The following is an 18,298-nucleotide window of genomic DNA, read 5'->3' as shown; positions in this document are numbered from 1 at the left end:
CACGGTGATCGGCAGCAGTCCACCCCGAAGGGATGCCGCATGAGCGACCGCACGCCGGCCGGCCGGTTCCTCGACGCCGCGATCGACCTGCTGCACCGGGTCCGCGACGAGGAGGCCGACTCCGTCGCGGCCTCGGGCACCCTGCTCGCCGACACGGTCTCGGGCGGCGGACGCCTCTTCGTCTTCGGCGCCGGCCACTCCTCGCTCGCCGCGCAGGACGTCGTCTACCGCGCGGGCGGACTCGCCCTGATGAACCTGCTGGCCGTCCCGGGCGTCGTCGGCGTCGACGTCATGCCGGCCACCCTCGGCTCGGCCCTCGAACGCGTCGACGGGCTCGCGGGCGCCGTGCTCGACTCGTCCCCGGCCCGCGCGGGCGACGCGCTGGTGATCGTCTCCCTGTCCGGGCGCAACGCGCTGCCCGTGGAGATGGCCATGAACGCCCGCGCCCTGGGTCTGAAGGTCATCGGCGTGACCTCGGTGGCGTACGCGACAAGGACGACGTCCCGGCACGCGTCGGGGACCTACCTCAAGGACCACTGCGATCTCGTCCTGGACTCCAAGATCGCGGTCGGTGACGCGGAGCTGACCCTGGACAACGTCCCCGCCCCCTTCGCCCCCGCCTCCACCGTCGTCACCGCGGCCCTCCTCCAGGCGGTCATGGCCACCGCGGCCGCCACCCTGGCCGACCGCGGCATCGAGCCGCCCCTCCTGCGCTCCGGCAACGTCGACGGCGGCCACGACTGGAACGGCCGCATCCTGGAGCAGTACGCCGACCGGATCTTCTACCGGCACTGAATTCCGGCGCTGAAGCCCGGCACCGGGCCCCGCCGTCACTCCGGCTGCCCGGTCACTCCCGCCAGGTCCAGGGCCGTGGCGATGCGGAGGGCCACGTCCTCCGCGTACATCGCGTCGGGGCGTTCGAAGGCGTTGCGTCCCGGGCCGCGCAGAAACGTCACGGCACCGAGCGTCCGTCCGCGGCTGCGCAGCACCGTGCACAGGGCGTGCGCCGCGTCCGCGGGCCACTGCCGGGACACCGCCCACGCGCGCGCCTCCGGTGCCGTCACCGCCCCCGAGTCGGCCCGTACGGAACCGGCCCGCTCGACACACCGCAGGGCGGGGTGGCCCGGGCCGTACCGCACCGGCAGCCCCGCCTGCCCGGCGAGCCGGCTCGGTCCCGGCGCCCCGGACGGCGTGGCCGCGATCCGCACCAGCCGGACCCGGCCCGCGCTCTCCGCGCCCTCCGCCTCGTCGGCCGCGTCGGCCGCGTCGGCCGCCCGGTCCGCCACACGGTCGATCAGCGCGTGGTCGGCGAATCCGGCGAGCGCGAAGTCCAGATGGACGGTGACGGCCTCGGCCGGGTCCTCGCACTCGGCCGCCGCCCGCGCCGCCCGGTGCAGCTGCTGCGCCCGGAACCGCACCAGCGACGCCTCCTGCTCGCTCTGCCGGGCCTCGGTCACGTCCTGGAACAGCCAGCCCGCACCGAGCGGCACCGGCTCCTCCGCCAGCGGCGACGCCAGCCGCACGAAGCCGCACCGCCAGCACCGCCGCCGTTCGCCCTTCGGCTCCCGCACACTTACCCAGATCTCGGCGGGCGCGGGCGGAGCACCCTCCGCCAGCACATGGGTGAGCGCGCTCTCCAGCTCCTCCACCCCCTGCGCCAGCAGCTCCCCGAGCGGCCGCCCCAGCACGGAGGTGCGCCCGGTGCCGAGCGCCTTCGCCGCGTGCGCGTTCACCACGGTGGGCCGCAGGTCGGCGTCCACGAGGACGACGCCCCAGCTCGCCTCCTCCAGCAGCGCCTCGCTCAGCGCGATCGACCGTTCCAGGTCGATCTGCGTGTGCACCTCGCTGAACGCGCAGTACACACCCGCCGGCTTCCCGTCGGGCCCGCGTACGGCCGCGGACTGGGTCCGCACCAGCACCCGGCCGCCGTCCTTGGTCAGCAGCGCGAACTCGTGCACCTGCCGGCCCGAGGCCTCCATGGCCGACGTCAGCCGGGCCTCCACCTCCGCCGCGTCCGCGCCGCGCACCGCCCATCCGGCGAAGCCCCGCCGGCCCACGGCCTCGGCCGCGGTCCACCCGAGGATGCGCTCGGCCTCGCGGTTCCAGTGCGTCACCACCGCGTCCGCGTCGAAGGCGCACAGGGCGGCGTCCATGCCGTCCAGCAACGCGGCCAGCAGATCGGAACCGCCCGGACTCTCCCGCCCGGGCTCGTCGGGCCCCACTTCGTCAGTGGTCCCACTACGTCGGGAAGCACTCACCTGGACCCCCTGCAGCTGCGTCCTACGTACGGCACGTCGGTCCACCCACTTGCCATCATTCAACTTGAACGTGACTCAGCGCACACCGGGTTCCCGCAACATTGAGGGAATCGTTGTACCCCACCGGCATTTCGCGCCCGTTTCCGCTCGGCAGCCGCTCGGCCGCCGCTCCCCCGCCGGGCGTCCACCTCGATCTCGATCCTCGTCCGCGGGTCGGCGAGCCCGCACACCTGCGTGGTGGCCGCGGGGCGGGTCCCGCCGAAGCAGCCCTCGGCACCGGCCGTCACGGCTCGGCCCGGAGTCCTCCCGCGCGGGCAGCGGGCACCGCACCCGCAGCACCACTGCGGGAAGGTGCGCCCCGCCCCGTCCGGGGCCGCCCCGAGGTTCCGCCGGCATTGCCCGGTCTGGTCGACCACGTCGTCGGGGATCGTCATGGTGGCGCAGTCGAACCCGGTGGTCCCACACGTACGCCCGGTCCCCGTCCGCCATGACCCGCGCGCAGCCGATCCGCTCCTCGGACACCGCCCCGCCCTCGATCGCCCGCCGCCCCGTGTCTCCCGTCCGCCGCACGGCAGGTGACCAGCGGCGACACGGCCGACGGTCAGTATCTCGAAAAAGCGGTTGATCGGACGGCGGGGCGTTTCCTAGGGTGGTGGCATTCCGGAAAGGAGGTGGTTCGGCAGATGTACGCATACCGGACGGAAGAGGTGGCTGCGGGCCAGTAGCCCGTCGCCGTACTCGGTTCGGCGCCGGACCAGCGTGTGCGTGAGGCACGCAGCCGGCCCAATCCAACGCAGTCGCCCGACCCGCGAGTCGCCGGTACGTCCGGCCGGCCCCTCCTCTGGAGGACCAGGCTCGCGGGTCGTCTGCGTTTCCGTGCCTTTCCGGAAGCCCGCTCTCAGGCCCGGCCGGCCATGTCCGCGTACCCCTCGATCTCGTGCGGGTCGCGGCTGCCGGGGCCTGTGTAGTGGGCGGAGGGGCGGACCAGGCGGCCGGTGCGCTTCTGCTCGAGGATGTGGGCCGACCAGCCCGCGGTACGGGCACAGGTGAACATCGAGGTGAACATGTGGGCCGGCACCTCGGCGAAGTCCAGGACGATGGCGGCCCAGAACTCGACGTTGGTGGCCAGGACGCGGTCGGGACGGCGTGCGTGGAGCTCGGCCAGGGCGGCCTTCTCCAGCGCCTCGGCGACCTCGAAGCGCGGGGCACCGAGATCGCGGGCGGTGCGGCGCAGCACACGGGCGCGGGGGTCCTCGGCGCGGTAGACGCGGTGGCCGAAGCCCATGAGGCGTTCGCCCCGGTCGAGCGCACCCTTCACATACGCCTCGGCGTCCCCGGTGCGTTCGATCTCCTCGATCATGCCGAGGACGCGCGAGGGCGCGCCGCCGTGCAGGGGACCCGACATGGCACCGACGGCACCCGAGAGGGCCGCGGCCACGTCCGCGCCGGTGGAGGCGATGACGCGGGCCGTGAAGGTGGAGGCGTTCATGCCGTGCTCGGCGGCGGAGGTCCAGTACGCGTCGACGGCGGCGACGTGCCTGGGGTCGGGTTCACCGCGCCAGCGGATCATGAAGCGTTCGACGACGGACCGCGCCCTGTCTATCTCGCTCTGCGGGACCATGGGCAGGCCCTGGCCGCGCGCGGACTGGGCGACGTAGGAGAGGGCCATGACGGCGGCCCGCGCGAGGTCGTCGCGGGCCTGCTCGGCATCGATGTCGAGGAGCGGTTTCAGGCCCCAGACCGGTGCCAGCATGGCGAGCGCGGACTGGACGTCGACACGGACGTCACCGGAGTGGACGGGGATCGGGAAGGGCTCGGCGGGCGGCAGACCGGGGTTGAAGGCGCCGTCGACGAGAAGGCCCCAGACGTTCCCGAAGGAGACGTGCCCGACCAGGTTCTCGATGTCGACGCCCCGGTACCGGAGTGCACCGCCCTCCTTGTCCGGTTCGGCGATCTCCGTTTCGAACGCGACGACTCCTTCGAGCCCGGGTACGAAGTCGGACATCAGGCGGCTCCTCATGATGATGGGCGGCGGATGGCCGTGTGGGTGGGACGGCCACGCGCCGGCCGGTCGGTGAGTCGGCCGGTCGGTGACCGGTCGGTCTGCTGAGGTGAGTGCGCGTCCGGTGGATCCACGGTCGTCATCGCGAGGACTCGCGGTCCGGGACGTCACCCCTGTGATGCCCGGTCGACGGCCACCCAACCGGAGCAGTTGCCCAGCAACGATATCCCTGAGTGCCAGTTTTGGGGAGTGCTTGCGGCACTCAGTGCCACTGAACTCCGGGCGGCCCCCCGCGCGTGCGCGCCCTACGGGCCCTGCCCGTACGGACCTGCGGACTCACCGCCCACGGGGTCCGCTCATGCGGCAGGATGACCATGTGACCGCCCGAGACTCCGTTCCCTTCGATCCCGCCTCGATGCGCAAGCAGTACCGGGCCGAGGGGCTTTCCGAGACCGACCTGGCCGCCACCCCCGTCGAGCAGTTCGCGCGCTGGTTCAGGCAGGCGGCGACGGACGGCGGCCTGTTCGAGCCGAACGCGATGGTCGTGTCCACGGCGGATACGCAGGGCCGGCCCAGCTCCCGCACGGTGCTGCTGAAGCACTTCGACGAGCGGGGGTTCGTGTTCTACACGAACTACGACTCCCGCAAGGGGCGCGAACTGACCGCCAACCCGCACGTCTCGCTGCTGTTCCCATGGCATCCGATGGCCCGGCAGGTCATCGTCACCGGCGTCGCGCGGCGCACCGGCCGGGACGAGACGGCCGCCTACTTCCGCACCCGCCCGCGCGGCTCGCAGCTGGGCGCGTGGGCGAGCGGCCAGTCGTCGGTACTGGCCGGCCGTACGGGCCTGGACGCGACGTACGCGGAGTTGGCGGCCCGGTACCCGGAGGGCGAGCAGGTGCCGGTCCCGCCGCACTGGGGCGGCTTCCGGGTGGCCCCGCGGGCGGTCGAGTTCTGGCAGGGCCGCGAGAACCGCCTCCACGACCGCCTGCGCTACACGGCCCGGCCGGACGCCGGCTGGACGGTGGAGCGGCTGAGCCCGTGAGCGCGTGAGCGGAGCCGCGGACCACCGTGGGGCCCCTGCCCGGCCGGCCCCGTCCGCGGCGCTTCGCCCCGGTGCCTCAGTCCAGCACCTCGTCCAGCAGTGTCGCCCACTGTCGCACCACCCGCCCGCGCCGGGCCGCGTCGTCGGTGAGGAGGGTGGCGAGACCCAGGCCGCGGGCCATGTCGAGGAGTCCCTGGACACTCTCGCGGACGCCGGGGCGGGTCTCGTCGGCGGCGAGGAGGTCCACGGCGACGCGGTGGCTCTCGCGTCCGATGCGGGACTCGAGCTCGGTCACACGGGGCCGCAGCTGCTCCTCGTTGGAGGCGGCGACCCACAGGTGGAGGGCGGCGCGGAACAGGGGCCCGGTGTAGAGGTCGACCAGCGCGGTGACCACCGCGCGGCGGTCGCCGGCGGCCGTGCCGTCGGGGAAGAGGGCGCGCAGGGCGGTGGAACGTTCCTCGGCGACGTATTCGACGGCGGCCGTGAAGAGGTCCTCGCGGGTCGGGAAGTGGTGCTGGGCCGCTCCCCGTGAGACGCCCGCGCGTTCGGCGACGACGAGGACCGTGGAGCCCGCCCAGCCGCGTTCGGCGAGGCAGGCCACGGCGGCTTCCAGGAGCCGTTGCCGGGTGACCCTGCTGCGGTCCTGCTTGGGGACGCGCTCGGCACGGTCACTGCGGTCGCTGCGGTCGGTCGTGCTCACACCGCCCATTGCGGGTCCCGTCGTTCGAGGAAGGCCGTCATCCCCTCACGTGCGGTGGCGGAGGCGAAGAGACGGGCCGAGAGCGCGGTCAGGTCGGCGGCGTCCCGGTCGAAGGTCTCCAGCACCCTAGCCGTGAGCAGCCGCTTCGTCTCGGCCAGGGCCTCGGGTGCGGCCCGGCGCAGCCCGTCGAGGACCGGGGCGAGGACCTCGTCGACGTCCTTGCCCGACGCGGTGAGCAGGCCGGTGCGGACGGCCTCCGCGGCGTCGAGGCGCTCCCCGGTGAGGTAGTAGCGGGCCAGCGCGCGCGGGTCGGTGCGGGGCAGCAGCGGCAGGGAGACGACGGCCGGGGCGACCCCGATGTGGACCTCGGTGAAGGCGAATGTGGCCGTGTCCGAGGCAGCGGCGACGTCGCAGGCGCCGAGCAGGCCGAGGCCGCCCGCGCGGACGTGCCCGGTGACCCGCGCGACGACCGGTTTCGGGAGTTCGACGAGCTGCCGCAACAGCCCGGTCAGCGCCTGCGGGGCCGGCGGATGGCGCAGGTCCGCGCCCGCGCTGAAGGTGTTCCCGGTGTGCGTGAGCACGACCGCGCGGACGTCCCCGTCCTCGCCGGCGTCGGTGAGCGCGTCGGCCAGCTCGGTGACGAGGGCGGCGGACAGGGCGTTGCGGCGCTCGGGGGCGTCGAGGCTGAGGGTCTCGACGCCCCGCGCGCGCGTGCGGCCGATCAGGGTCACGAGGGCTCCTTGGACTGTGCCCGCAGCTCGCGGCGCAGGATCTTCCCGGAGGCCGCGCGGGGGACGGCGTCGATGAACGTGACGTGGCGGACCCGCTTGTACGGGGCGACGTGTTCGGCGACGTACATCATGACCTCGCTCCGAGAGAGCCCGGGGGCGGACGGCCCGCGGACGACGTGGGCGTGCGGGACCTCGTTGCCGTCGTCGTCGTAGACGCCGACGACGGCGGCGTCGGCGATGCCGGGGTGGGTCAGGAGCAGCGCCTCGAGTTCGGCAGGGGCGACCTGGAAGCCCTTGTACTTGATGAGTTCCTTGACCCGGTCGACGACGAACAGCCACCCTCCCCCACCGTCGACGTACCCGACGTCGCCGGTGTGCAGCCAGCCGTCCTCGTCGATCATCGCGGCGGTGGCGTCGGGGCGGCCGAGGTAGCCCTTCATGACCTGGGGGCCGCGGATGAGGATCTCCCCGGACTCACCGGGGCCGAGGTCCCTGGCCGGGTCGTCGAGGGCGACGATGCGCATCTCGGTGCCGGCGACGAGCTTGCCGACGGTGCCGGGTGGAGCGTCGGCCATGGCGTCCAGGGGGACGACGTGGGTGGCCGGCGACAGTTCCGTCATGCCGTACGCCTGGCCGACGGGCGGCAGGCCGAGCCGCTGCGAGCAGGCGGCGGCGAGGCTCGCGTCCAGGGGAGCGGCGGCGCTGATGACGTGCTTCAGGGAGCTGAGGTCGTACTCGGCGACCAGGGGGTGCTTGGCGAGGGCCAGGACGATGGGCGGGGCCACGTACAGGGCGGTGATGCGGTGATTCTGGATGGCCGCCAGGAACGTCTCCAGGTCGAAGCGCGGCAGGACGACGACGGTGGCGCCCTGGCGCAGGGGTGCGTTCATCAGGGCCGTCAGACCGTAGATGTGGAAGAACGGCAGCACGGCGAGGACGCGGTCGCCGGGGCCGGCGGTGATCAGCGGTTCGAGCTGGGCGAGGTTGGTGGCGATCTGGCGGTGCGTGAGCATCACGCCCTTGGGGGTGCCGGTGGTGCCGGAGGAGTACGGCAGGGTGGCGACGTCCTCGGCGGGGTCGATGGCGACCTGCGGCTCGGGGGCGGTGGAGGCCAGCATGTCGATCAGGGACCGGTGGCCGGGCGCGCTGTCGCAGACGAGGATCTCCTCGACGCCGCCCGCGAGTTCGGCCGCCCTGCGCGCGGTGTGGAGCAGCGGTGACACGGTGACGATCCAGCGGGCCCCGGAGTCCGCCAGTTGCCTGCCGAACTCCTCGGCGGTGGCGAGCGGATGGATGGTGGTGACCGAGGCACCCGCGCGGGTGGCCGCGTAGAAGGCGAGGGGGAAGACGACCGTGTTGGGACTGTGCAGGGCGAGCACGTCACCCTTGCGCACGCCCGCCTCCGCGAGGGCGGCGGCCACACGTCGGTGGAACCGGTCCGCCTGCTCGTACGTGAGGGTGGTGCCGTCGGTGCCGTCGATGAGTGCCGGGGTGCTCCCGAACTCGGCGGCGCGCGCGAACACAGCTTCGTGAATGGGGAGTTCGACGGGCGTAACATCTGCGTACTCGCTTCGGAACATGGTTCCTCCAAGACGTCCCGGTGTCCTGCGCCTGGAATTCCCAGGTAGTTCTGGCTGAGTTGCGGACGGTCAACATGCTTGTCCGGCGAACGGAGTTCGGCCGCCAGGACGAGGTGGATCCATCGCCGGACCACTGGCGCGGGACACTAGTACGACTTGGGCAGGCCCAGGGTCTGGTGGGAGACGTAGTTGAGAATCATCTCCCGGCTCACCGGGGCGATACGGGACACGCGCGCGGCGGTTGCCAACGAGGCAAGGCCGAACTCACGCGTGAGGCCGTTTCCGCCGAGGGTGTGCACGGCTTGGTCGACGGCCTTCACGCAGGCCTCGGCAGCGGCGTACTTGGCCATGTTGGCGGCCTCGCCCGCGCCCGCGTCGTCGCCGGCGTCGTAGAGGTGGGCGGCCTTCTGCATCATCAGGCGGGCCAGTTCGAGCTCGATGTGCGCCTGGGCGAGAGGGTGCGCGATGGCCTGGTGCGCACCGATGGGCGCCTTCCACACCGTGCGCTCACGCGCGTACTCGACAGCGCGGGCGAGCGCGTAACGGCCCATGCCGATCGCGAAAGCGGCGGTCATGATGCGTTCGGGATTGAGGCCGGCGAAGAGCTGGAGCAGTCCGGCGTCCTCTCCCCCACCGACGAGTGCGTCGGCGGGCAGGTGTACGTCGTCGAGGGTCAACTCGAACTGCTTCTCGGCGGCGTGGAGTTCCATGTCGATCTGACGGCGCTCGAAGCCGGGGGTGTCGCGGGGGACGATGAACAGGCAGGGCTTGAGACGTCCGGTGCGGGCGTCTTCGGTGCGGCCGACGACGAGGGTGGCGTCGGCGACGTCGACGCCACTGATGAAGACCTTGCGGCCGGTGAGCAGCCAGTCACCGGTGCCGGGGTCGCGCCGCGCGGTGGTGGTGATGCGGTGGGAGTTGGACCCGGCGTCGGGTTCGGTGATGCCGAAGGCCATGATGCGGGTGCCGTCGGCGAGACCCGGCAGCCACTCCCGTTTCTGTTCCCCGGTGCCGAAACGGGCGATGACGGTGCCGCAGATGGCGGGCGAGACGACCAGCAGCAGGAGCGGGCAGCCGGCGGCGCCGAGCTCTTCGAGGACGATGGAGAGTTCCGCGATGCCGCCGCCTCCGCCTCCGTGCTCCTCGGGGAGGTTGACGCCGAGGTAGCCGAGCTCGGCGGCCTCCGACCAGAGTTCGGCGGGGTGGTTGCCTTCGGCGACTGTGCGGGTGAGGTAGGCGCGGCCGTAGCGGTTGCCGAGTGCGGCGACGGCTTCCCGGAGCGCCTTGTGCTCTTCGGATTCCATGAGGGTGGTCATGCGTCTCCTTCGGCTGCGGGCGGTGTGTGACCGGTCGCGCTCACGCGGCGGATCCGCATGTCGGGCAGGCCCCGGGGGGCGTCCGTCTCCACGACGGCCAGAAGGGCACCGACCTCCACCTGCTGTCCCGGTTGTGCGTGCAGGGCGCTCAGCGTCCCCGTGACCGGCGCCGTGATTCTGTGCTGCATCTTCATCGCCTCCAGCCAGAGCAGGGGCTCTCCGGCCCGTACGGCGGCTCCCTCGGTCAGGCCGTCGGCGACGCGGACGACCGTGCCCGGCATGGGGGCCAGGAGGGAGCCGGGGGCGGGCTGGGCAGTGGGGTCGGGAAAACGCGGCAGGGCGGTGAGGGCGGTGCCGTCGACCCACACCCGGTCGCCGTAGCGGCTGACCTCGAAGCGGCGCCGGACGCCGTCGACTTCGAGGACGACGAGACCGGCGTCGGCACGCACCACCCGCGCCCCGTCCGCCACGAACCCGTCCCGTGTGTACCGGTAACGGACCTCGTGCTCCTCGCCCGCCACGGCGTACCGCTTGGCCTGCGGCTGCGAGGGCAGGTTGCGCCAGCCGCCGAACCGGGACCGGCCGTGGGCGTCGGCGAGCGCGGCGGCGAGCGGAGCGTACGGGTCGGGGGCCGGTGCGGTCAGCCCGGACAGGTGACGGTCGTAGAAGCCGGTGTCCATGCGGCCGTCGGTGAACTCCGGGTGCCGCAGGGAGCGGACGAGCAGGTCCCGGTTGGTGACGGGGCCGTGGACCGCCGCCCGCTCCAGGGCGGCGGCCAGCTTGCGGACGGCCTCCGCGCGGGTGGGGGCGTGGGCGACGACCTTGGCGATCATCGGGTCGTAGTGGACGCCGATGTCGTCGCCGTCGGTGAACCCGGTGTCCAGGCGGACCTCGCCGGGGACGGCGAGGCGGTGCAGGCGGCCGGTCTGCGGCGCCCAGTCGTGGGCGGGGTCCTCGGCGTACAGGCGGGCCTCCACGGCGTGACCGCGCACGGGGGGCGGGTCGTCCCCGAGGGCGTGTCCCTCGGCGACGCGGATCTGCTCGGCGACGAGGTCGAGGCCGAACACGGCCTCCGTGACCGGGTGTTCCACCTGGAGCCGGGTGTTCATCTCCAGGAAGTGCGCCCGGCCCCCGGCGACGAGGAACTCGACGGTCCCGGCGCCGGTGTAGCCCACCGCGCGGGCTGCGTGTACGGCGACGGTGTGCAGTTCCTCGGTGAGTTCGCCGGTCAGACCGGGTGCCGGCGCCTCCTCGATCACCTTCTGGTGGCGGCGCTGCAGGGAGCAGTCCCGGGTGCCGAGCGCCCACACCGTGCCGTGCGTGTCGGCGAGGACCTGCACCTCCACGTGCCGGCCCTCCTCCACGTACGGCTCGACGAACACCTCGCCGTCGCCGAAGGCGCTCGCGGCCTCCGTGCGCGCGGCGGCCAGTTCGGCGTCCAGGTCGGCGAGGCTCCGTACGACGCGCATTCCGCGTCCGCCGCCGCCCGCCGCCGCCTTCACCAGGACCGGCAGGTCGGCCTCGGTGACCTCGCGCAGGGGCGCGACGCCCATGAGTTCCTTGGCACGTGTCTTGGACGCCATCGCCTCGATGGCGTCCGGGGGCGGTCCGATCCACACCAGGCCGGCGTCGCGTACGGCGCGCGCGAAGCCTGCGTTCTCGGAGAGGAAGCCGTAGCCGGGGTGCACGGCGTCCGCACCGGCCGCGAGCGCGGCCTTCACGATCAGGTCGCCGCGCAGGTACGTGTCGGCGGGCGCCGCCCCCGGAAGGCGTACGGCCTCGTCCGCGACGCGCGCGTGCAGCGCGTTCGCGTCGGCGTCCGAGTGCACGGCCACCGTCCGGATGCCGAGTTCGCCGCAGGTGCGGGCGATCCGGCAGGCGATCTCGCCCCGGTTGGCGACGAGGACAGTACTGATCACCATGTTCCCCTCACATCCGGAAGACGCCGAAGCCACCGCGCACGCCCTGGTAGGGCGCCGTGTGGACGGCCGACAGGCACAGGCCGAGGACGGTGCGGGTGTCGCGGGGGTCGATGACGCCGTCGTCGTACAGCCGCCCCGACAGGAACACGGGCAGCGACTCGGACTCGATCTGCTGCTCGACCATGGCGCGCAGTGCCGCGTCCGCCTCGTCGTCGTACGGCCGTCCCTTCGCCGCCGCGGACTGGCGGGCGACGATGGACAGCACCCCGGCGAGCTGCTGGGGGCCCATGACGGCGGACTTGGCACCGGGCCAGGCGAACAGGAACCGCGGGTCGTACGCCCGCCCGCACATGCCGTAGTGCCCGGCGCCGTAGGAGGCGCCCATGAGCACGGACAGGTGGGGGACCTTCGAGTTGCCGACCGCGTTGATCATCATGGCACCGTGCTTGATGATGCCGCCCTGTTCGTACTCCTTGCCGACCATGTAGCCGGTGGTGTTGTGCAGGAAGAGCAGCGGGATGTCGCGCTGGTTGGCGAGCTGGATGAACTGGGCGGCCTTCTGCGACTCCTCGCTGAACAGCACCCCCTGGGCGTTCGCGAGGATGCCGACCGGATAGCCGTGCAGGGTGGCCCAGCCGGTGGTCAGGCTGGTGCCGTACAGCGGTTTGAACGCGTCGAAGTCGGAGCCGTCGACGATCCGCGCGATCACCTCGCGCGGGTCGAAGGGGGTCCTCAGATCGCCGGGCACGACGCCCAGGAGTTCTTCCGGGTCGTACTTGGGCGGCTCGGCCGGCCCTGGATCGGGGTACGCCTTGCGGTGGCCCAGGCGGGCCACGATCCGCCGGGCCTGGCGCAGGGCGTCCGGCTCGTCGACGGCGAAGTGGTCGGCGAGGCCCGACACGCGCGCGTGCATCTCGGCGCCGCCCAGGGACTCGTCGTCGCTCTCCTCCCCGGTGGCCATCCTCACCAGCGGCGGGCCGCCGAGAAACACCTTCGCCCGCTCCTTGACCATGATCACGTGGTCGGACATGCCGGGGATGTACGCGCCTCCGGCGGTGGAGTTGCCGAAGACGACGGCGACGGTCGGGATGCCGGCCGCCGACAGCCGGGTGAGGTCGCGGAAGATGGCTCCGCCCGGGATGAAGATCTCCTTCTGGGACGGCAGGTCGGCGCCGCCGGACTCCACCAGGCTGATCACGGGCAGCCGGTTGGCGAGCGCGATGTCGTTGGCGCGCAGGGCCTTCTTCAGGCTCCACGGGTTGCTGGCGCCGCCGCGCACCGTCGGGTCGTTGGCCGTGATCAGACACTCCACGCCCTCGACGACCCCGATCCCGGTGACCAGGGACGCGCCGACCGTGTACTCGCTGCCCCAGGCCGCCAGCGGGGACAGTTCCAGGAACGGGGTGTCGGGATCGAGGAGCAGTTCGACGCGTTCGCGGGCGAGCAGCTTGCCGCGCGCGCGGTGCCGGTCGACGTACTTCTCGCCGCCGCCCGCGAGGGCCTTGGCGTGTTCGGTGCCGAGTGCGGCGAGCTTGCCGAGCATGGTCTCGCGGTGGGCCCGGTAGTCGGGGCCCGCCGTGTCCAGGGCGGATGCGAGGACGGTCACAGGAGGGCCTCCGGGATGTCCAGGTGGCGGGAGCGCAGCCATTCGCCGAGCGCCTTGGCCTGCGGGTCGAAACGGGCCTGCGCGGCGACGCCCTCGCCGAGGATGCCCTCGACGACGAAGTTCAGGGCGCGCAGGCGGGGCAGGGCATGCCGGGTGACGAGCAGGCCGGCGGCCTCGGGGACCAGCTCGCGCAGCCGCTCGACGGTCAGTTCGTGCGCGAGCCACCGCCAGGCGTCGTCGCTCCTGACCCACACCCCGACGTGGGCGTTGCCGCCCTTGTCCCCGCTGCGGGCACCGGCGAGGAGCCCGAGCGGGACGCGCCTGGTGACCCCTGCGGGCAGCGGCTCGGGAAGCTGTGGCTGGGGCACCTCCTCGAGTACGGCCGTCTCCCGCGCAGGAGCCACGGAAAGGCGGCGTCCGTCATGGAGGACGGCCGCATGGCCGACGGCACCATGGGGGACGTACACATCCTCGAAGACCCCGTAGGGCGCGCCCTTTCCCGGTGGCGCCACCACATGGAATCCGGGGTAGCTGGCCAGCGCCAGCTCGACGGCGGCCCCGCTCAGCGCCCGTCCGACCGCGTCCTGCCCCGGGTCCCGCACGACGAGCCGCAGCAGCGCGCTCGCGGTCTCCTCCGTACCGGCGTCGGCCCGGTCGGTACGTACGAGCTCCCAGCGCACCTCGGCGGGCGGCGACGTGGCGAGCGCGCCGGTCATCTGTCTCTTCACGAGGTCCGCCTTGGCCTCGATGCCGAGCCCGGTGAGGACGAACACGACCTCGTTGCGGAATCCGCCGAGCCGGTTGAGCCCGACCTTGAGCGTGGGCGGCGGCGCCTCCCCCCGCACCCCCTCGATCCGCACCCGGTCGGGCCCCTCCCGGCCGATCCGTACGGTGTCCAGCCGCGCGGTGACGTCGGGCCCGGCGTACCGGGCGCCGCCGGTCTCGTAGAGCAGCTGCGCGGTGACGGTGCCGATGTCGACGAAGCCGCCGGTGCCGGGATGCTTGGTGATGACGCTGCTGCCGTCCTCGTGCACCTCGGCGAGCGGGAAGCCGGGCCGCAGGAGGTCGCCGGGGGGCCGCTCCTCGAAGAAGGCGTAGTTGCCGCCGGTGGCCTGGGTCCCGCACTCCAGCACGTGCCCGGTGACGACGGCCCCCGCGAGCCGGTCGTAATCGGTCGGCGCCCACCCGAAGTGGGCGGCGGCGGGCCCGGTGACGAGGGCCGCGTCGGTGACCCGCCCCGTGACGACGACATCGGCGCCCTCGCGCAGACAGGCGGCGATGCCGAAGCCTCCGAGGTAGGCGTGCGCGGCGAGGCTCCCCGGGTACCGGCCGGTGAGGTCGTCGCCCTCGACGTGCGCGACCCGCACCGGGATCCCGAGCCGCCCGGCCAGCTCCCGTACCGCGCCGGCGAGTCCTGCGGGGTTGATCCCACCGGCGTTGGCGACGATGCGCACCCCCCGTTCGTGGGCGAGGCCGAGGCACTCCTCCAGCTGCCGCAGGAAGGTGCGGGCGTACCCGGCTGAGGGGTCCTTGAGCCGGTCGCGGGCGAGGATGAGCATGGTCAGCTCGGCGAGATAGTCCCCGGTGAGGACGTCGAGCTCACCGCCGGTGAGCATCTCGCGCAGGGCGTCGAAGCGGTCCCCGTAGAAGCCGGAGACGTTGCCGATGCGCAGGTCCGCCGTCACGGGGTGTGCCCCTGGCCGCCCCTGCCCTCCTCCTTCGGCGGACGTCCGCCCCCGGGCGGCCCGGCGAAGGCCTGGGCGATGTCGAGCCAGCGGTCGGCGTCGGGCCCGTCGGCGGTGAGGGCGAGATCGGCGCGGTGGGCGCGCCGGGTGACCAGGAGACAGAAGTCGAGCGCCGGCCCGGTGACCCGCTGCGGGGCGTCCTCGGGCCCGTAACCCCACAGCTCGCCGCCCGCGCTCTCCGGTGCGACGAGTTCGACGCGGAAGGGCTCGGCGGGCGGGGTGAGGCCATGGACTCCGTAGGCGAAGTCCCGGGTCCGCACCCCGAGCCGGGCCACGTGTCTCAGCCGCCCGGTGGGTGGCCGCGCCACACCGGTCGCGTCCGCGATGTCGAGCCCGTGGGCCCAGGTCTCCATGAGCCGGGCCGTCGCCATGGAGGCCGCCGCCATAGGGGGCCCGTACCAGGGGAAGCGGGCCCCGGGCGGCGCCGAGCGCAGCGCCTTCTCCAGCGCCGCACGCCCCTCGCGCCACCGCGCGAGCAGTTCGGTGGGCGCGAGCCGGGCATATTCCTCGGCCCCCTCGTCGACGAAGGCGTGCGGGGCGGCGAGCGCCCGCTCCACCAGCCCACGGAACCCCTCCGGGTCCGTGACGGCGAGCAGCGCCGACCGGTCGGTCCAGGCGAGGTGGGCGATCTGATGAGTGACGCTCCACCCGGCGGCGGGCGTCGCCAGCCCCCACCCCTCGGGCCCGAGCCGGGCCACGAGCCGGTCGGCCTCCTCGCTCTCCTCACGCAGATCGTCGATCACGGACGACGGATCGGACACGATGGCGCTCCCCTCGGGGCACGACGGTGTGCGGCGCGGTTGCGTGGAGCATGGCAGCGGACCGAGAAACAAGCAAGCGTGCTTGCATGAATTGTGCGGCCGCTCTCCACGCGCCGTGTGCGCGGGGATCGCCACGGCCCGGGTGCGAAGACCGCGTCGGTGAGGTCGCGTTCCAGGGTGGCCCCCTGGAAGCCGTAGGTGCGGACCGAGGGGATCTTCAGGATCAGGCAGAAGCGTTCGGTGGAGGAGACGGCGTCCGCTATCCGGCGGTACGAGTGGCGGAGGAAGTATGCGGCGGCGTGGTGGGTGACGGCGCTCTGCCCGCAGATGAGGATGACGGGACGGGACCCTCCCGGAGCGGTGAACTTCGCGAGCAGCGCGTACCCCTGGTTCTCGCGGTCCCGGTGGCAGAACTCACCGCCCGCCTCGATGGCCGGCGGATGGTCCGGGTGGGTGTAGGGAGGGAACGTGACGCCGGGGAGGCTGTGGGCGAGATGGCCCGCGCTCCGCACGTTCGAGCCGAGCGGGCCCCCTATGCAGAACTCCGGCTTGTTCCCGTTGCTGCCCCGGAGGTCGTCGCCGCGGACGGTCTCGACCTCGCACTCCAGACTGTGGCTGAGGACGGCTGCCTCGATCATCGCCTGCACATCGTAGTGAGGGGTGGTGCCCGGAGCGCCGTACTTGTTGTTCATCACGATCAGGCGGGTGTCGCCGGGGCGGGCGCCGACGACGCGCATCCGCGCCCGGAGGCCCCGGCCGTGTCTGCCGCGCTGCCACAGCCACACCGCTCAGGCCGTTCAGGCCGTTCAGGCAACTGGCCAGCAGTTCCAGCACGACATCGCCGATCGCCCCGGCCAGCATGGTGTTCTCCCGTCCTCCCGGTAAGTGCACCGTGCCCATCCGGGTGTGCCACCCCCTTCCGCCGGCTTGCGCCGAATGAGGTCGCGGATCTCGGACATGGCGATGACCAGGAGCTGCTCCCCGAAGAGGGTCATCGAATCGCCTCCCGCGGCATCCCCGGATGCCGGACCGCCGGATGCCGTGTCACCCGCGGGAGGACCGCCCGTCGCCGGGTCCCCCGCCGTCAGCGGCTCCGCGGGGCCGGAAGTCCCCGGTACGGGGCCGGGGGAGCCGCCGGCACCTCCCTCGGGAGCGTCGGGACCGTCGCGGCCGGGCGCGTCGGACACGTCAGGTGCGCCGGGTGCGCCGGGTGCGCCGGGTGCGCCGGGCAGGGGGAGCAGGGCGTAGGCGGGCGGCCTCGGAGTGGCCCTCCCGCCCGCTCTGGAATCCCGGCGTGTCCACCGGCGGTTCAGGAGTGAAGGGACGAGGCGGGGTGGGGAGGGGCATGGGACCGGTGCGGCGCGGGCAGCCGGCGAGGTGCGCGCGACCGCGTCGCTTCCCCGCGCCCGCGCCGGGGCGGCCGCATCGGCCTGCGCGGACTGTCAGGGAAGCGGGTCGGGCGTGACCTGCCAGATGGCGCCAGGCTCCGAGCGGGGCGTGATCATCCAGAGGAACCCTCTGGTACCGGAGCGCCCCGCCCCGTCGCCGCGATCGTCAGGAATCGTCCCCCGGCACCTTCGCCCGCCCCCGTCCCACCTGGGTCCGTACCGCGCCCATGCTCGCCGCGACGACCAGGGCGATGGCGGCGGCCTCGGTGAGGGTGAGGGCCTGGCTGAGGACGAGGAAGCCGGCGGTCGCGGCGATGGCCGGTTCCAGGCTCATCAGGATGGCGAACGTGGAGGCGGGCAGGCGGCGCAGGGCGAGCAGTTCCAGGGTGTACGGGAGGACGGAGGAGAGCACCGCGACCGCCGCGCCCAGGGCGAGGATCGTCGGATCGAGGAGCTTCGTACCGGACTCGGCGATGCCCAGCGGCAGGAACAGGACCGCCGCCACCGCCATGGCCAGGGCGAGCCCGTCGGCCTGGGGGAAGCGGCGTCCGGTCCGCGCGCTGAAGACGATGTAGGCCGCCCACATGACACCGGCGCCCAGGGCGAACGCGGCGCCCAGGGGGTCGAGACTGTCGAAGCCCTTGCCGCCGAGCAGGACGACGCCGGCGAGGGCGAGTCCGGCCCACAGGAGGTTGATCGCGCGGCGGGAGGCCAGGACGGAGAGGGCGAGCGGGCCGAGCACCTCCAGGGTGACCGCCGCGCCGAGGGGGATGCGGGCGGCGGCCTGGTAGAAGAGGCCGTTCATCCCGGCCAGGGCGATGCCGAAGGCGATCACCGTGGTCCAGTCGGCACGCGAGTGCCCGCGCAGCCGGGGCCGGCACACCACCAGCAGCACGACCGCGGCCACCAGCAGCCGCAGCGTCACGACGCCGAGCGCACCGGCCCTCGGCATCAGCGTCACCGCGAGCGCCCCGCCGAACTGCACGGATATCCCCCCGGCGAGCACCAGCCCGACCGGCCCCAGGGAGCCGCGCCCGCGCGGGGCGCCCGCCGCTTCCGGCGCACACCCCGGAGCCGCCCCGGGGACGGCGGCCGGGGTGGACGGGCTGGCAGCACTCGACGTCGTCACGGCGCCTTCCTCGGGCTGGGCGAAGGGAGCGGAGGGCCCCTTCGGCAACGTTGCATCGCGGTGGACTTCCCGGTCCAGGGCATGACCATGGTCAGCACCGTGACACGCCCACGTA

Annotated in this window: 14 protein-coding genes; 2 read left to right on the top strand and 12 right to left on the bottom strand. The window is 73.3% G+C overall.

Annotated elements, in window-relative coordinates:
* Positions 1-39 precede the first annotated feature (39 nt).
* Positions 40-795, top strand: a complete 756-nt coding sequence (locus tag HUV60_RS19105; RefSeq protein WP_257848470.1) for an SIS domain-containing protein — start codon at positions 40-42, stop codon at positions 793-795.
* Positions 796-830: 35 nt separating this feature from the next.
* On the opposite strand, the gene HUV60_RS19100 is transcribed toward HUV60_RS19105, so the two are convergent.
* Positions 831-2,258, bottom strand: a complete 1,428-nt coding sequence (locus HUV60_RS19100) for a PAS domain-containing protein (RefSeq protein WP_257848469.1) — start codon at positions 2,256-2,258, stop codon at positions 831-833.
* 898 nt (positions 2,259-3,156) lie between these two features.
* Positions 3,157-4,263, bottom strand: coding sequence for a citrate synthase 2 (locus HUV60_RS19095; RefSeq protein WP_257848468.1), 1,107 nt, complete (start codon positions 4,261-4,263; stop codon positions 3,157-3,159).
* 355 nt (positions 4,264-4,618) lie between these two features.
* On the opposite strand from HUV60_RS19095, the gene pdxH reads away from it, so the two are divergent.
* On the top strand, positions 4,619-5,305 hold the full coding sequence (gene pdxH, locus HUV60_RS19090) for a pyridoxamine 5'-phosphate oxidase (protein WP_257848467.1): 687 nt from the start codon (positions 4,619-4,621) through the stop codon (positions 5,303-5,305).
* A gap of 76 nt (positions 5,306-5,381) precedes the next feature.
* Here the strand turns inward: pdxH and HUV60_RS19085 are convergent, their stop codons facing one another.
* The 10 genes from HUV60_RS19085 to HUV60_RS19040 form a co-directional block, all read right to left on the bottom strand.
* Positions 5,382-6,014: a TetR/AcrR family transcriptional regulator gene (locus HUV60_RS19085; protein ID WP_257848466.1), complete on the bottom strand. Its 633-nt coding sequence runs from the start codon at positions 6,012-6,014 to the stop codon at positions 5,382-5,384.
* Positions 6,002-6,736 (bottom strand): enoyl-CoA hydratase family protein, encoded by a 735-nt coding sequence (locus HUV60_RS19080; RefSeq protein ID WP_257848465.1) that lies wholly within the window; start codon positions 6,734-6,736, stop codon positions 6,002-6,004. The genes HUV60_RS19085 and HUV60_RS19080 overlap by 13 nt, the downstream gene beginning before the upstream one ends.
* Positions 6,733-8,316 (bottom strand): 4-coumarate--CoA ligase family protein, encoded by a 1,584-nt coding sequence (locus HUV60_RS19075; protein WP_257848464.1) that lies wholly within the window; start codon positions 8,314-8,316, stop codon positions 6,733-6,735. The genes HUV60_RS19080 and HUV60_RS19075 overlap by 4 nt, the downstream gene beginning before the upstream one ends.
* Before the next feature lie 146 nt (positions 8,317-8,462).
* Entirely contained in the window at positions 8,463-9,632 is a 1,170-nt protein-coding gene (locus HUV60_RS19070; RefSeq protein ID WP_257848463.1) for an acyl-CoA dehydrogenase family protein, read from the bottom strand.
* Positions 9,629-11,551, bottom strand: a complete 1,923-nt coding sequence (locus HUV60_RS19065) for an acetyl/propionyl/methylcrotonyl-CoA carboxylase subunit alpha (protein ID WP_443047532.1) — start codon at positions 11,549-11,551, stop codon at positions 9,629-9,631. Before HUV60_RS19065 ends, HUV60_RS19070 begins: the two co-directional genes overlap by 4 nt.
* Positions 11,552-11,561: 10 nt before the next feature.
* The gene (locus HUV60_RS19060; RefSeq protein ID WP_257848461.1) at positions 11,562-13,160 is read right to left on the bottom strand and encodes an acyl-CoA carboxylase subunit beta; all 1,599 of its coding nucleotides are present in this window, start codon (positions 13,158-13,160) and stop codon (positions 11,562-11,564) included.
* A complete protein-coding gene (locus HUV60_RS19055; RefSeq protein ID WP_257848460.1) occupies positions 13,157-14,845 on the bottom strand; it encodes an acyclic terpene utilization AtuA family protein in 1,689 nt (562 codons plus the stop codon). Before HUV60_RS19055 ends, HUV60_RS19060 begins: the two co-directional genes overlap by 4 nt.
* Positions 14,842-15,666 (bottom strand): TIGR03084 family metal-binding protein, encoded by an 825-nt coding sequence (locus HUV60_RS19050; RefSeq protein WP_257848459.1) that lies wholly within the window; start codon positions 15,664-15,666, stop codon positions 14,842-14,844. Before HUV60_RS19050 ends, HUV60_RS19055 begins: the two co-directional genes overlap by 4 nt.
* Positions 15,645-16,451, bottom strand: coding sequence for a hypothetical protein (locus HUV60_RS19045; RefSeq protein ID WP_257848458.1), 807 nt, complete (start codon positions 16,449-16,451; stop codon positions 15,645-15,647). Before HUV60_RS19045 ends, HUV60_RS19050 begins: the two co-directional genes overlap by 22 nt.
* 769 nt (positions 16,452-17,220) lie before the next feature.
* A complete protein-coding gene (locus tag HUV60_RS19040) occupies positions 17,221-18,183 on the bottom strand; it encodes an EamA family transporter (RefSeq protein ID WP_257848457.1) in 963 nt (320 codons plus the stop codon).
* Between the last annotated feature and the right edge of the window lie 115 nt (positions 18,184-18,298).

Origin of the sequence: Streptomyces sp. KMM 9044 (assembly GCF_024701375.2) — a bacterium.
In the GTDB taxonomy this organism is placed as follows: Bacteria; Actinomycetota; Actinomycetes; order Streptomycetales; family Streptomycetaceae; genus Streptomyces.
The sequence above is the reverse complement of the archived record's forward strand: the minus strand, read 5'-3'. Positions and strand labels throughout refer to the sequence as shown.